Annotated in this window: 13 protein-coding genes and 1 tRNA gene; 6 read left to right on the top strand and 8 right to left on the bottom strand. The window is 39.0% G+C overall.

The window, feature by feature from the left end; genetic code table 11:
• Positions 1-374 precede the first annotated feature (374 nt).
• The 5 genes from ACIZ62_RS15670 to ACIZ62_RS15690 form a co-directional block, all read right to left on the bottom strand.
• On the bottom strand, positions 375-704 hold the full coding sequence (locus ACIZ62_RS15670; RefSeq protein WP_414150096.1) for a hypothetical protein: 330 nt from the start codon (positions 702-704) through the stop codon (positions 375-377).
• A complete protein-coding gene (locus ACIZ62_RS15675) occupies positions 697-1,485 on the bottom strand; it encodes an ATP-binding protein (RefSeq protein WP_414150095.1) in 789 nt (262 codons plus the stop codon). Before ACIZ62_RS15675 ends, ACIZ62_RS15670 begins: the two co-directional genes overlap by 8 nt.
• The gene (istA, locus tag ACIZ62_RS15680; RefSeq protein ID WP_414150094.1) at positions 1,482-3,032 is read right to left on the bottom strand and encodes an IS21 family transposase; all 1,551 of its coding nucleotides are present in this window, start codon (positions 3,030-3,032) and stop codon (positions 1,482-1,484) included. Before istA ends, ACIZ62_RS15675 begins: the two co-directional genes overlap by 4 nt.
• A 349-nt stretch (positions 3,033-3,381) precedes the next feature.
• Positions 3,382-4,143, bottom strand: a complete 762-nt coding sequence (locus tag ACIZ62_RS15685; protein WP_414150581.1) for a hypothetical protein — start codon at positions 4,141-4,143, stop codon at positions 3,382-3,384.
• Positions 4,144-4,190: 47 nt separating this feature from the next.
• Positions 4,191-5,168 carry a hypothetical protein gene (locus tag ACIZ62_RS15690; RefSeq protein WP_414150582.1) on the bottom strand — a complete coding sequence of 326 codons (978 nt, stop codon included), beginning with the start codon at positions 5,166-5,168 and terminating at the stop codon, positions 4,191-4,193.
• Positions 5,169-5,471: 303 nt separating this feature from the next.
• Here ACIZ62_RS15690 and ACIZ62_RS15695 point away from each other — a divergent pair, with 303 nt between their 5' ends.
• The 5 genes from ACIZ62_RS15695 (at position 5,472) to ACIZ62_RS15715 (ending at position 10,126) form a co-directional block, all read left to right on the top strand.
• Positions 5,472-5,861, top strand: coding sequence for a hypothetical protein (locus ACIZ62_RS15695; protein ID WP_414150583.1), 390 nt, complete (start codon positions 5,472-5,474; stop codon positions 5,859-5,861).
• Between the two features lie 2 nt (positions 5,862-5,863).
• Complete coding sequence (locus tag ACIZ62_RS15700) at positions 5,864-7,255, top strand: FtsK/SpoIIIE domain-containing protein (protein ID WP_414150584.1); 1,392 nt, start codon at positions 5,864-5,866, stop codon at positions 7,253-7,255.
• Between the two features lie 203 nt (positions 7,256-7,458).
• Positions 7,459-8,598, top strand: a complete 1,140-nt coding sequence (locus ACIZ62_RS15705) for a Rep family protein (protein ID WP_414150585.1) — start codon at positions 7,459-7,461, stop codon at positions 8,596-8,598.
• Between the two features lie 52 nt (positions 8,599-8,650).
• Positions 8,651-8,863, top strand: a complete 213-nt coding sequence (locus ACIZ62_RS15710; protein ID WP_414150586.1) for a helix-turn-helix domain-containing protein — start codon at positions 8,651-8,653, stop codon at positions 8,861-8,863.
• A 45-nt stretch (positions 8,864-8,908) separates the two neighbouring features.
• The gene (locus ACIZ62_RS15715) at positions 8,909-10,126 is read left to right on the top strand and encodes a tyrosine-type recombinase/integrase (protein WP_414150587.1); all 1,218 of its coding nucleotides are present in this window, start codon (positions 8,909-8,911) and stop codon (positions 10,124-10,126) included.
• A gap of 109 nt (positions 10,127-10,235) precedes the next feature.
• Here ACIZ62_RS15715 and ACIZ62_RS15720 read toward each other — a convergent pair.
• From ACIZ62_RS15720 to ACIZ62_RS15730, 3 genes are all read right to left on the bottom strand, one after another.
• A tRNA-Val gene (locus ACIZ62_RS15720) sits at positions 10,236-10,311 on the bottom strand.
• Positions 10,312-10,364: 53 nt separating this feature from the next.
• On the bottom strand, positions 10,365-11,069 hold the full coding sequence (locus ACIZ62_RS15725; RefSeq protein ID WP_111889035.1) for a GntR family transcriptional regulator: 705 nt from the start codon (positions 11,067-11,069) through the stop codon (positions 10,365-10,367).
• A gap of 13 nt (positions 11,070-11,082) precedes the next feature.
• Entirely contained in the window at positions 11,083-11,712 is a 630-nt protein-coding gene (locus tag ACIZ62_RS15730) for a B12-binding domain-containing protein (RefSeq protein ID WP_111889034.1), read from the bottom strand.
• A gap of 217 nt (positions 11,713-11,929) precedes the next feature.
• Here ACIZ62_RS15730 and ACIZ62_RS15735 point away from each other — a divergent pair, with 217 nt between their 5' ends.
• A complete protein-coding gene (locus ACIZ62_RS15735) occupies positions 11,930-13,924 on the top strand; it encodes a fructose-1,6-bisphosphatase (protein WP_111889033.1) in 1,995 nt (664 codons plus the stop codon).
• Positions 13,925-13,960 lie beyond the last annotated feature (36 nt).

The following is a 13,960-nucleotide window of genomic DNA, read 5'->3' on the forward strand; positions in this document are numbered from 1 at the left end:
TTTTGTTCAAAAACAGCGAAGCACTGTTCAAAAATCTAGCCACACGCTATTCTTAATTATATAGCAGATATAATTATTAGTAAATAAAATCAGCTCTCTAATCAATAATTTATTTATTAATCATTCACATTGTTTTGTTTGGAGTAGCTTCTCGCATAACTACCAAATTTGGGACTTGACTCAAATAGTGTTCGTTAATCGATCTCAAAAGGATTCTTTGAGAAATAAAATTCATTACACCGGGGCATCATAACTTTTAAAAGAACAATTTTGTATATTCCGACCGGCAAACTCCATTTGCACGGTCATTTCGACCCAGCTTCACGGAGGATGAGTTCCACCCTCACGGAAGCTGAACCAGTAGTAACTAAATGCTAATACTCAGAATCATCGTGGCCATGAGCGAGGCGACAGATATGTTCGCACCACGCATCGGTTTCCATAGGATCCTGGTTATTATATAACAACTGAATATAGAGCTGATAAGCGGGATGATCACTGTATCGCCGGCCCAGATCGGAGAGAATGTCACTTCTGAGATACTCATCATAAGGATATGTAAGATGACGGCTCAGCTCATAACGGGTTCTGACCGTTTCAGATTCGAGATGTTGGATGTCTTTTATCAGATCATCAATTAACTGACTGAATTCGTATTGGCAATCGCAGTGGCAGCTGCAAAAGCGTTCATTCTGATCAACCATGGCTTGCACCGCTTTTGGAAGAAGCCTTGAAGCTGCGCCGTTCCCGCATCGAAATTTTGCCGCCAATCCGGATGTCATAGGCATTGTGAATGATGCGATCCATGATTGCTTCAGATATCGGGCTGTCATTATCAGGATCGGGATTGATGCGTTCATACCAGCCTTCCATCTCATATTGTGTGCAGAAGATAATGGAACCTTCCTTACAGCGGGTTTCGACAATCTCAAGCAGATCATAGGCTTCCTGTGGTTCCAGGGTGCGGATCAACCATTCATCGAGAATCAGCAGTTCAACCTTCTGGTAGGACTTGATAGTCTTACGGAAGGTGCCACAGCCCTTGGCAACATTCAGATCATCCAGCAATTCCGGCATCCGGATGTAGCGGACGGATTTGAATTTCCGGCAGGCGGCATTACCCAAGGCATTACTGAGGTAGGTTTTACCATTGCCGGAGGCCCCTTTTAAAATGATGTGATGGCCGTCTTCGATATATTGACAGGAGGCCAGCCGGAGAATCTGGGCTTTGTCGAGCTTCCGGTCTTCGTGGTATTCAATCCCTTCAATGGTGGCACCGGGCTCAGCAAAACGGGCATTCCGGATAAAGCGCAACAGTTTATTGGACTTCCGGCGGTTCCACTCCGCATCCACCAGCAGCCCCAGCCGGTCTTCAAAACCAAGCTGGCTGTAGGTGGTCTGATCGGTAAACTGGGCTTCCAGTTCATCGGCCATGGCCGTCAGTTTCATGGCTCTTAATGCAGCAATGGTTGACTGATTAATCATTCCGGCTCACCGCCTTTCTGGAAGTAGGCAGCCCCACGGGTGATCCCATAACTGCTGGAAGTTTCCGATTTTAGTTCACGTCCCGTTTTGATTTTATCCTGACCATTTTTTAAAATGGTGCTGATGTTGCGAATTGTCGGTGAACTGCTGTAGAGAAGCACCCGCTGGCAGGCGTTTTCAAGGCGTTCATGACCATAACGGTCCGCCAGTTTTGTCAGGCTTGCACAGGCTTTGTAACCCTGTTCCGGTTCCCGACCGGCAGCTAGAAAGAGCTTGATCACGGTACTAGTTTGTTCGCCCACTGTTTGAGCCCATACCTGAAATTCTTCGGCACTATAGGAAAGATACTTCTGGTGAGCCAGCGGCATGTGTTCGAAACGGACAACTGGCTCCCGCAGTTGCGTTGCTGACCGGGGATGGGATGCCACCCGGGAACCGTGAAAAAAGACTTCCACGGTTTTCTCTGTCAGCCGGATGTCGACATCTTCCCCAATCAGATCAAACGGCACCGAAAACTTGTTTTTTCCATCAGAGATCAAGTAATCCCGGGGAACCCTGGCGGTGGACCAGATGGCCGGTTCATATGGGGTAAACGGAAGCGGCTTCATGAAGTCATGTTCTTCCTCATAATAAGCGCGGTGGCGATTGCCTTCCCGCTTTTTAAAAGGAAAATGGTTCAGCTCTTCGAGCTTTTCACTGACCGCTTTTTTGACTTCGGCGATTGAAAAGAACCGGCGATTCCGAAGTGCTGCAATGATCCAGGTGGAAGCATACTTAACCGTTCCTTCCACGAGGCTTTTATCCTTAGGGTGGTAGACCCGGGCCGGTACGATGGCAGTATCATAATACTCCGCCAGTTCCTGATAACTGCGGTTCAGAATGGTCTCATACCGGGTATTTTTGACCACGCCGGTTTTGAGATTATCCGGCAGCAAAAGCCGGGTGGCACCACCGAAGTAGCTATAGGCATTGGCATGGCAGCAAAGCCATTGACCCGAAGTCATATCGGAACACGCTTCTGCATAGGCATAGCAACTGCAGGGAAGAACCGCTACAAACAGATAGGCTTCGGTGGTATCACCGGTAAAGGGATCCTGAATGGGAATGGTATTACCCGCCCAGTCAACCTGCATCACATCACCTGGCTTATGCCGGATCCGCATGGTTGCCTTTGTCACTCTGGCCCAATGGCGATATTTGTCACAGAACTGCGAATACATATAGGGCGTATTGCCATTGGTGTAACAGGTTTCGCAGTATTCGCTCCAGAGCAAAGAAAGATTCACTCCCGGCTTGGCCAGTTCTTTGTGAATGGTGCTGTAATCAGCCTCCTTTCGGTGATTATTTGCTGTCAGCCGATCGGGGTAGAAGGTGGCCATCAGAACTTCGTTGGTTGCCGCTTCGTCCAGTGGCCATTCAATACCTGCTTTGGATGCAACTTCAAGCACTTCCCGGATCGTATTTCGCGAGCTATGAACGCTTGCAGCAATCTGTCGCTGGGTATAATTGAGACTGTTCAGTCTCAAGATTTCTCGATAATTCACCATAATTATCGACCTCCTGTAATGATAGTCACACATTTGTGTGCCAACTTCATTATAGGTTCAATTTATATGAATGGCTCACCTTTCGTTAAGGTGGGTCAGTTCAATCGTGACGCTGGGTCGGTTTGACCGTGCAGATGGGATTTCACTGTCGGAATATACAATTTAAAAAGAAACATATTTCATTTCTCCTCTTTATTAGCCGCTCTTATCTTTGTGATGCATAAGAACAAATATATAAAATCATTCACTAGTTGCATATACCTTCCACCCTCCACGTACTTAGCTAGACATGTATGTATCTATATCACTTTTCTCTTAACACATAATAGAATAAATAAAACAGATGTTATTATTTCGTATTTCTTATTTTAATTTCCAATTCCGTTGAATACTTAATCCTGCAATTATTGAAATTATCTTTCTTTTCCATAGACCCTAAAAATGCCATATCACAAATCTTTGCCCCATTAAATTTCATGCTTTCTTCAATATATAAATAAATATTTTTTGAAATTGCTATTGAACAGATATAATTATTTCTATTTGGATTTTTAAGCCTTAAAAATTTCACATCAGCATTTCTTAAATCCCATTCCAACAAGACAGTGCCATAGAATATTATTGGTAAATTATAATCCTCTTCAGTAAAAGGAACAGTTAACTTTTTTCTTCGAATACTCTTTCTTTTTAAGTTAATCTCAATCGTACAATAATTAGGATTGTCTATAGATCGCCTATTTCCCAGGCTTGTTTTACCTCTAGTTGCCTGTTGACCACATAAAATTAGTAGATCTAAACAATATTTAAGTTTTCTATTAACCGTATCACGGTTTTCCGGATCATTACAATAATATTCTATTTCTTTTCTATTTGCACGGGTAAAGTTATACGAACAACCTTTATCATGGATTCCATTAGACCTAAAATGTGGTGTTTTTGCGTTCGGGTGAAAAGAAAGTTGTGCAACAAAACATTCTGGACAATAAAAATTATCAAGATACTGCCTTTCATAACTTCCATCACGCTTATCATGGATTTCTTTTAAATCTTCTACTGAAATATTGTCCTCCATATTTTTAAGAAAACACTCCTCAAATTTTATATTCTTCAAATTATAACCTCCTTTAAGGATAATATTACTTTAGCAAGTTTTTTACTTCATTTTTTCATTTTATCTAAATAATCATACTCTTTCCAATCGTTATCTAACCACTCCTTATAAGATGAGAATTCAAGACGGTTTTGTATTTTAATAAGTCCATCAATAAAACTTAAGCAAAGTTCTTTTAAATCATCAAAAACCACCACGAAATCCTCTTCAGTTTCAGGCGTACAAGTATTATGATAATTTCCTGGTAAATACATAATGTATTCCACTTCAGTGGGTGTTTGCTGCAAATATTCATTCATTGAATTATAAACAAGTAAACCTATAGAACTGGCAATATTTGAATGTTTTTCCTTGAAAATATAAAGCAAATCATTTTGAACAAATTCATTTAATTTTTTATTTAATTTTATAGTGTTTTTGTCATTAAAATATCCTAAATAAGCATTTATGAAATCATATTCAATTTCTGAATATAGTCTTCCAATAGCATTACAATAAAGCTCTTCTTTATCAGCAGATTCAATAATCCAATCAGAATAATAAAAGGTAACCCATCCCCTACTAACTTCTTTACCTTCTAAAAAATCCTCTTTATTTCCTATAAACCCATCTTCTTTCTCTAAAAAATCTTCTAGGCATTTATTTTTAGCAAATGGTGCATATTCAATTAAAAGCGATGTAAGGATTTTTTTTATTGAACTATCAGATGCCAATATTTCTTTAATCAACAAATAGAATAAATATCCACTATAACTCTTGAATTCAAATTTATCTCCCCACAACATTTCATTCAACGTACTAAAGCCTAGATTTTTTTGTATTTCATCAAAATATGTAGCAGTAATCAAATAAGGATTCTTTTTAGAAGTACGTTTGTTATTTAAAATATTAGATGCAAGTTGCGGATCATTTGGTAAAATCTCATAGTTTTTTAAATTATAATAATTTTTTCTAATTTTAAATCTTTTTGAAATCATCTCATAAATAAATTCTTCACTTTTCTCAAATTTAATATTATTATTCATTTCCCTCCCCTTTTTTATAGGGGTGTTTTTTTGTATTTAGTTTCTAATTACCCTATATACACCCCTATGCAGACATGATAAACTAAACTCAAGAAGAAATCAAGAGGAATTTTAAAAGGAGGAAGTTACTATGAAATATATCTATTTTCATGAATCAATTAATGTTTCGATTTTAAAAATCTAGAATTCACTAAGAACTTTTTCAAGAATGAAACAATAGTCTTAAAAGAAAGGTATTTTCTCAAAAGTAATGTAACAATATTTTTCTTGCTAAATAATTTAAAAAAGAAAGGTAAAACAATTATGCGATATTTAAATCAATTTAACTTATTCGATATGAACAGCTTTATGGAAGGTAAAGTGTTCATGTGCACAGCTTGCCGTGAATGGAAAGATTTTGAGACCAATCTTCATCGAGGGACGGTTGTAGATGTTGTCATTACCCAAGACAACACCGTTTACAAACAAAAAAATGGAGAAACTGTGACTAATTTGTACGAAAAGCTGTCATTTAAGGTTGCAAAAGACATAGCCGTTCCTGTTAAAACTAATATTATGCCTGTGAATTCTACCGCAACCATTTTTGGACAGTATCGGAACCAATTGAGTATTAAATGTGATGATATTAAGGTCATTTCAAACTCAGATACTCCCCGCAATCAAGTTGAGGAAAAATCAACATTGCAAAAGTAAGTATGATGAAGTACAAAAAGGAGGCTTCATATTACCATTTTCTAACTCCTAGTGCAAAAATAATAGTATTAGGTGTAATGACACTTGTAATTTCTGTTGGTTTACAATTACTTAAGTCGAGTTTAAGCAATATTTTCAGTTCTTTCGGTTCTTCAAATACTTCCTCGATTTCTTCGTATTCTACAACCGGAATAATACTGTTTATTGTTGGTATCATTCTAATCGCAATTGGAATAAGAATGCATATGCATTTGAGAAATTCAACTCGTATAAAGTATATCGTCAAAAAAGGCTTGTTTTATTATGCTTACGGTAATCCTCTGCACTTAAAAGAAGGTGAAAAACTTCCTGCTTTACATTGTATAAATACAGAGGTTGGGAAATACGAACTCATATTAAGTACAGGAGTGGCATCGGTTGAGGATCTGCAAAAACTTTCAACTAATATATCTGCTTGCCTAAACAATAGATATAAACGATATGCCGTAACTCAAACAAGAAGTGATCTAGCATTTAATACAGTTTCTTTTCTCATTGAAGATGTAACAATTGACAGAAACCTTAGAATAAAAAGCTCAATTCAGCTCAAGTCAGGTGATCCAACTCGTCTACCAATTCAACAGGGAATGTTTATTGATCTAACAACCAGTGGTTCTATTTTAGTTGCTGGAAAAACCCGCAGTGGAAAGACAACGGGTATTATCTCAATCTTACTCTCAGCTCTTTCATGGGGACGTGATCAATATGGATCTGAAATAATCATTATTGATCCCAAGCAAGCCGAACTTTCACGCCTACCATACACATATACATTAGATCACAACGGAGAAGCTCAAGGAATTCTTCATGCCATTTCTAACTTTGAAAGTACAATAAAAAAAAGACAACAGATTTTAAACGATCTATCTATGGAAAGTGGTGATGCGGTCAAGTGGTTTGAAATTGGAATGCATGCATCTTTTTTATTTATTGATGAATATGTTTCTTGCAGAAGTCTTTTTCCGCGCAAAAACAAAGATACTGCCAATTATAATATTGACCTATTCGATAATGCCATAAAACGCATCGTAACAATGGGTGCCAGTGCGGGTTGCTTTGTGATTCTCAGTATTGCTGAAGCCAGTGTTGAAAGCGGTGGCTTACCATCTATGCTTCGCAGTGCCATGAGTACAAAGATATTATTTCGTCCAACTTTGCCTGAAGCACGTCTACTTTGGGACAGTGAATTACTAAATAATTTAAACACTGGTCGTACCTTTCAACCTGGTGATGCGTGGTTTTCTTCAACCGATGGAGTTAATGATACGCCATGTTGCGTTCATTTCCCTATAATGGAATTTCCCATTTATAAGGAATTGGGTAAACTAATTGAGCATTATTACAAGATCATGTAAAATTTTTGCACCGTCTTGCAAAGCAAAGACGGTGTACTGTTCCAGTTCTATTTTTTAAAATTTCCCTTTATACCGTTGGGGTAAGGGCTTGTTATCCCAACGGTACAATATAATTAATTGTGCCAAAATTTTCGAAAATACGCACAAAGTCAAGAAAGGAGTTGACACAAATAAGTAAGAAACAAACAAATAAGTGCCGCAATATGATGTACACTCAATCTTTAGAGCATATCCAAACTAATACAATGGACGAACTAGTTAACGTTATCGAGACAAAGTTAAAACCCCAAAAATACGCTTGTATTCTACACGATAAAGACATCGACGAAAAAGGTAGCTTCGTCAACCCGCACGTTCATCTAATGATGACATTTAAAAATGCTCGTTCTATTGCAAATATTGCCAAGCTACTAAATGATAAACCTCAATATATCGAAATGTGGAAAGGAAACGCAAATAATGGTTTCGCCTATTTAACCCACAGAACAAAACAATCTAGAACAAAGCATCAATATGATCCAAATCTTGTAAAATCCAATTTTATTTATCAAGCTGAACTGGATAAAATTCGAGAAGATGTAATGAATTCAAAGCAAATATTATCCGTGTCTGTTCTGCTCGATGCATTTTACGATGGTTCAATAAGTAAAGAAGAAATTGAGAATAAACTAACCGGTAGCCAATATAGTAGGACAAAACGACAGATTGATGATATCTGGTCAAAACGGATGCAAAAACAAGCAGAGATTTGGCGAGCTAAAATGATTGCTGCCGGCGAAGAAATTAAAGTAATATGGATATTTGGCACCGCTGGTGTTGGAAAAACCTCTTTTGCTAAAGATTATGCTGAAAAGACGAATCGCCCATATTATCTTTCTGGATCAAGTCGAGATATCTTTCAAAATTATGCTGGTGAACATACATTGATTTTAGATGAATTCAGACCATCTGTTTTGCCCTATCAAGATCTACTTCGTATTCTTGATCCATTTGGTGAGCAAGTTATGGCACCATCACGTTACCATGACAAAGCTCTATCTTGTGATCTAATTATTATAACATCACCTTATGATCCTCTAGAATTTTACAATGTTATATTTGGTAAACCCTCAACCCATACAAAGAATAAGATACAGGTTGATAGCTTTGACCAACTATTAAGAAGATTAATGCTGATAATTAAAATGGATAACCATTGGATCTGTGCGATGGAGTTTAATAGGAAAAATTATAACTTTGCTGCCTTACCTAATGCAAAAAAGAAAAATCCATTTTCTAACATTAATAGACCAGAAACTAGTCCCTTAAATAAAGTTGACTTATTTAATAAGATGTTTAACTAATAATACTTATCATTAAGTAAAATTTGAAAATAATAAAGCGAGGGGAAGTAAAATGACAGAAAAATCACCATCAACGTTTGATATTATCACCACAAAGGAAGCCGCCAAAGCTTTACAAATCAGCAAAAGCAAACTCTACCAGATATTGAAATCCGATCCATCTTTTCCAGCAGTTCAGTTAGGCCGAAAATGGATCATCTATAAGGCCAAATTACCACAATGGTTTGAAAGTAAACTTCCAAATCAAAAACATCCTATGCTATAATCATGTTATCAATAAGGCATGGTTGGAAAGGTTAAAAAATAAACCATGAAAATGAATTACCCATATCGAATCAAAAACAATAAGCGTTATTACTACTGGGAATACCGGGATGAATACGGAAATAGAAGTGAAGAATCCAGCCCTTCAATTGAGGGGCTGGAAAAGAAAATTGAGAAGCGTCGGAAATTATTGGCTTTTGGTGTCAATATCCCCAATATTTCTTTTGAAGATTATCTGCTAAACTATTTAACAACCGTCCATTTTTTAAAGCTAAAACCCAAAAGCAAAGAAAGATACCTTTATGTTTACAATAAAAAGGTAAAGGGCGGTAACCTTGGTTCTATCAAAATGTCACACTTAACCATTGAAGTAATCCAGAAGTACTATAATGACTTTTTTGAATTAACCAATTCTTCTAATCAGGTCAAAGAGCTTAATAAAATAATCCGCCCTTGTTTAACGTATGCCTACCAAAAAGGCGACATTTTGAGAGATCTTTCTTCAATGATTCAAATACCCTTTGATTCTCCCGAAAAGCGTCTAAAAAAGGCAACAGGTAATTCAGTTAAGCCTTTAACCAGAGAAGAGCATATCGCTTTTGTCAATGGAATCAGAGGACATGAATTAGAAGCGTTGTTTAGAACCGCAATTGATACCGGCGCGCGTCAGGGCGAGTTATTTTCATTAACTTGGCTGGATCTTGACATGGACAAACAAATCATTGTTATCAATAAAAGTTACAGCTACAGCAAAGGCGCAACGGATACTTTCATCGGTCAAACGGGGCCAACAAAATGCAATGAGATTCGCCGGAATAAATTGGCTCATGTCTTAATCGAAATATTACAGCAGCATAAAGTCAATCAAAAGAAAATATTTGACAAATTCGGTGTCATTCAAGATGAGAATTCTCTCGTTTTTTCTACTCCGATTGGAACCCATTTAGATCCTTCTAATGTCTCCAAGAAATTAAAAGCGGTGTTTCTGGAATTGGGAATAAATTCTGACGAGAAGGAATATAGCAAATCTTTTCATGATCTACGCCATACCTATGCAACACGTAATTTTGAGATGGGAACCGAACCGCTGGTCATTTCCAAGCTTTTGGGGCACTCAGATATTAATACAACTTTAAGAACTTATATCCATGTTCTTAACTCTTTGAAAGACGCTACTGCTGGGTTAACTGATGCCTTTTATAATGAAATGACTGCGGCAAATACCACTGATAACATTGTTAGAATATACAGTATTTCTTCTTAATTTGATACTGATCGTCGGATTGTAAAATAATGATTGCGGGAAACGTGCGGGAATTGTTAAAAAAGAGTAAAATAAAAAGCCTCCGAAAGAGGCTTCAATACTTAATAAATGGTGATCCCGAATGGACTTGAACCATCGACCCCTACCATGTCAAGGTAGTGCTCTGCCAGCTGAGCTACGAGATCACTTTTGCTGCTTGATCATTTTACATGAATCTTTTCAAAAAGTAAAGCCTTTTTTAAAAAGTTGTTTCCGCAGTGAGGTTAAAGTAATTTCGTTTGATATAAAATTCATTGTAGCTGATGGGCATATTGTCTTCCATCGAAATAATATTCTGAGATACTAAAAAGCAACAGTCGTCATGATCAATCTGCAGATTTTCTCTTACTTCCAGCGGCGGATGGACGATATCGATGTTTAAAATCTTCTTATGCTGAAACTGGAGCTTTCCCTTTTCCATAAAACCATGAAAATTGGCAAAATTAATAACGTCTTCAACAATTGGATTCCCTTTCTGATAAGGCAAAAAGATGGTTGAATACTGAATCGTTTCATTTTTTATTTTTACTGCCTTTTGAATTTTAATAACCTTTTCAAACGAGCCGATTTTAAGCTCCCGCATCAGTTTACGGCCGGGGGTGATAACCCCCACGCTCACCAGCTTGACCTCTTCGACTTCCCCTTTTAAGCTATCAATTTCGTCAAAATAAAACTGGTACTGATTGGCCGTTGGTTCACACACATAGTTGCCTTTACCAGGGATGGTGTAAATATATTTTTCGTTGACCAGCAACGCCAGACTTTTACGCAAAGTAGTCCGACTGACATCAAACTGCTCAGACATCTCATTTTCAGATGGCAGCAAATCTCCAGGTTTCAGGATGCCTTTTTCAATTTTCCCTTTGATGTCATTAACGATATCAAGATACAGAATTTTTCTCATTGCCCATCACCATTCATTTCAAAAGCCATTGCTTGCAGATGTTTACTCCTTCGATGGCATCGCTGGAGTAATCGTCGGCGCCTACATATTTCGCATAGTCCGTTCCTGCCAATGCCCCTCCCAGAATAATTTTCACTTCATCACGAAGCCCCTGGGCAACAATTTCGTCAATGACTTCTTTGATGTTCTCCACCACCGAGGTAAGAATCCCACTGATTCCCAGAATGGCTGGTTTTTCTTTTTTAATGACTGCGATAAACCGTTCAGTGGAGACATCTGTCCCTATATCAATAACCTCAAACCCCTCGGCCCGTAACATACTGATAAAAATGTTCTTGCCGACATCATGGATATCGTCAAAAACCGTTCCCACTACAATTTTCCCCAGGCTTTTGCCATCGATTAATTGGGTGCTGTCCATGCCCATCATACTGAGCAAGTTAGACACTAACTCACCAGCCATAATCAGGTCGGCAATATAATATTCCCCTTCTTCGTAACGGACTGCCACCCGTTGCAGGGCAAAATTCAACTGAGTTGCAATGTCTTTCTTGTCTTTTCCGATTTCAAGCTCGGCTGCCACCAATGTGATTGCCCGTTTTTCGTCAATTGCCTCAACTGCAGCAATAATTTTTGTCTCCATCTATTTCACCTGCTCGTTTAAAACTAATATTTTTAGTCATTTGCCCGGTCTTTTAACCAGATCAGGTATGTTTGTCTATTCTTTTATTTTATCACTTAATTGGTCTTTTGTCTTTACCTGCAAAAGATATTTTTTAATGGCTTTTTAATGCTTTCAAGTGTATAATCAGGACGAAAACATTTACATTTTTAATTCGAATTTAGAAATAGAGGTCGAGATGAACAGTTATACAAAAACACAACTCCAAGAAAATCAAAAATATCTGGAACTCCTTTCCCAAAGCTTTCCCAACATAACCAGCGCCGTGGGTGAGGTGGTCAATTTAAAAGCGATTCTAAATCTCCCTAAAGGAACCGAGCATTTTCTAACCGATATTCACGGTGAACATGAAGCCTTTAACCATGTGATGCAAAATGCTTCTGGTGCCATCAAACGCAAGGTCCACCAGGAACTGGGGAACACCATAGCCTTTGAAGAATTGGAAGAATTATCCACCCTTATTTATTATCCTGAAGAAAAAATTGATCTGATTAAGAAGGAACGAAGCCGGGAATCCCTGGATAACTGGTATAAGCTGACTATTTACCGACTGGTTAAGGTCTGCCGGGCAGCGGCCTCAAAATACACCCGTTCCAAGGTACGAAAAGCTCTGCCTAAAGATTTTGCCTATATTATGGAAGAACTGCTTCAAGAAGATGAACACCGGTTTAACAAACGGGAATATTATCAGGAGATCATTGAAAGCCTGGTTAAACTGGAACGCGCCCAGCACTTTATTGTCGAGATTTCCGGGGTTATCAAACGGTTGACCATTGATCACCTGCATATTATCGGTGATATTTATGACCGGGGCGCCGGTCCCGATGAGGTCATGGACACGCTAATGCGTCATCACTCCCTGGACATGCAGTGGGGCAACCATGATATTCTCTGGATGGGTGCTGCTGCTGGCAATGCCGCCTGTATTGCTAATGCAGTGCGAATCGCCCTACGTTATGCCAACATGGATGTACTGGAAAACGGCTATGGTATCAATTTATTGCCCCTGGCTTCCTTTGCTAACCGGGTCTATAATGACGACCCCTGTGCCAAATTCGCGCCTAAAATTTCCGACAATCACACCGTCTCCGACCAGGAAACGGCGTTGATGGCCAAGATGCACAAAGCCATTGCCATGATCCAGTTCAAGTTGGAAGAATGCATGATCGATAATCACCCCGAGTACCATATGGAAAAGCGACAACTGCTCCGCCACATTGATTTTGACAATGGCACCGTGAATGTCGAGGGAACTGTTTACCCTCTTAATGACATCAACTTCCCCACCCTCAATCCGGCTGATCCTTGTGTCCTGTCAGAAGAAGAAACCCTGGTGATGGATCGCCTGGTTTACGCTTTTCTCCATAGTGAAAAGCTCCAAAAACATATCCGTTTTATGTATGCCAAAGGCAACATGTACAAGGTTTTTAATGACAACCTGCTCTTTCATGCCTGTGTGTTGTTAAACGAAGATGGCAGTTTCAAAGAAAAAGAAATTGATGGAAAGCTCTACTCCGGCAAAAGTCTGATGGATAAATTCGATCAGATGGCCCGGGAGGCTTACTTTGGCAAAACTGATAAAGACGAAAACCCGACCCGAACTGATTTTCTCTGGTTTTTGTGGTGCCATCAAGATTCCCCACTATTCGGAAAAGACAAGATGGCCACCTTCGAGCGTTATTTTATTGACGACAAGGTGCCCCACAAAGAATACCACGCCCCCTTCTACCTGCTGATCGATGATAATGAGGAACTGGCCCGAAAAATTCTGGTGGAATTCGGAGTTGACCCCGATCAGGGACACCTGATCAACGGTCATATTCCGGTAAAGGCCACCTCCGGGGAAAGCCCGATCCGGGCCAAAGGCAAGCAGTTGGTCATTGACGGCGGCTTTGCCCGAGCTTATCAGAAAACCACTGGTATTGCCGGATACACCTTGACCTACAATTCCTATGGGTTGATTCTGATCAGCCACGATCCCTTTGAATCCGTGGAAAAGGCGATTTCAGATGGGGTCGACATCAAATCCACCTTGATGGTCGTGGAAAAAACCACCGAGCGAAAACGGGTTCGCGATACGGATACCGGAAAAGCTATTATGTCTCAGGTTAACGACTTGGAGATGCTAATCACTGCCTATCGCAAAGGACTCATCAAAGAAAAGCAATACTAAGGCAAAAAAACAAACCCCAGTTAACTGGGGTTTGTT

Origin of the sequence: Acetobacterium carbinolicum (genome assembly GCF_047456275.1) — a bacterium.
GTDB classification, from domain to species: domain Bacteria; phylum Bacillota; class Clostridia; order Eubacteriales; family Eubacteriaceae; genus Acetobacterium; species Acetobacterium carbinolicum.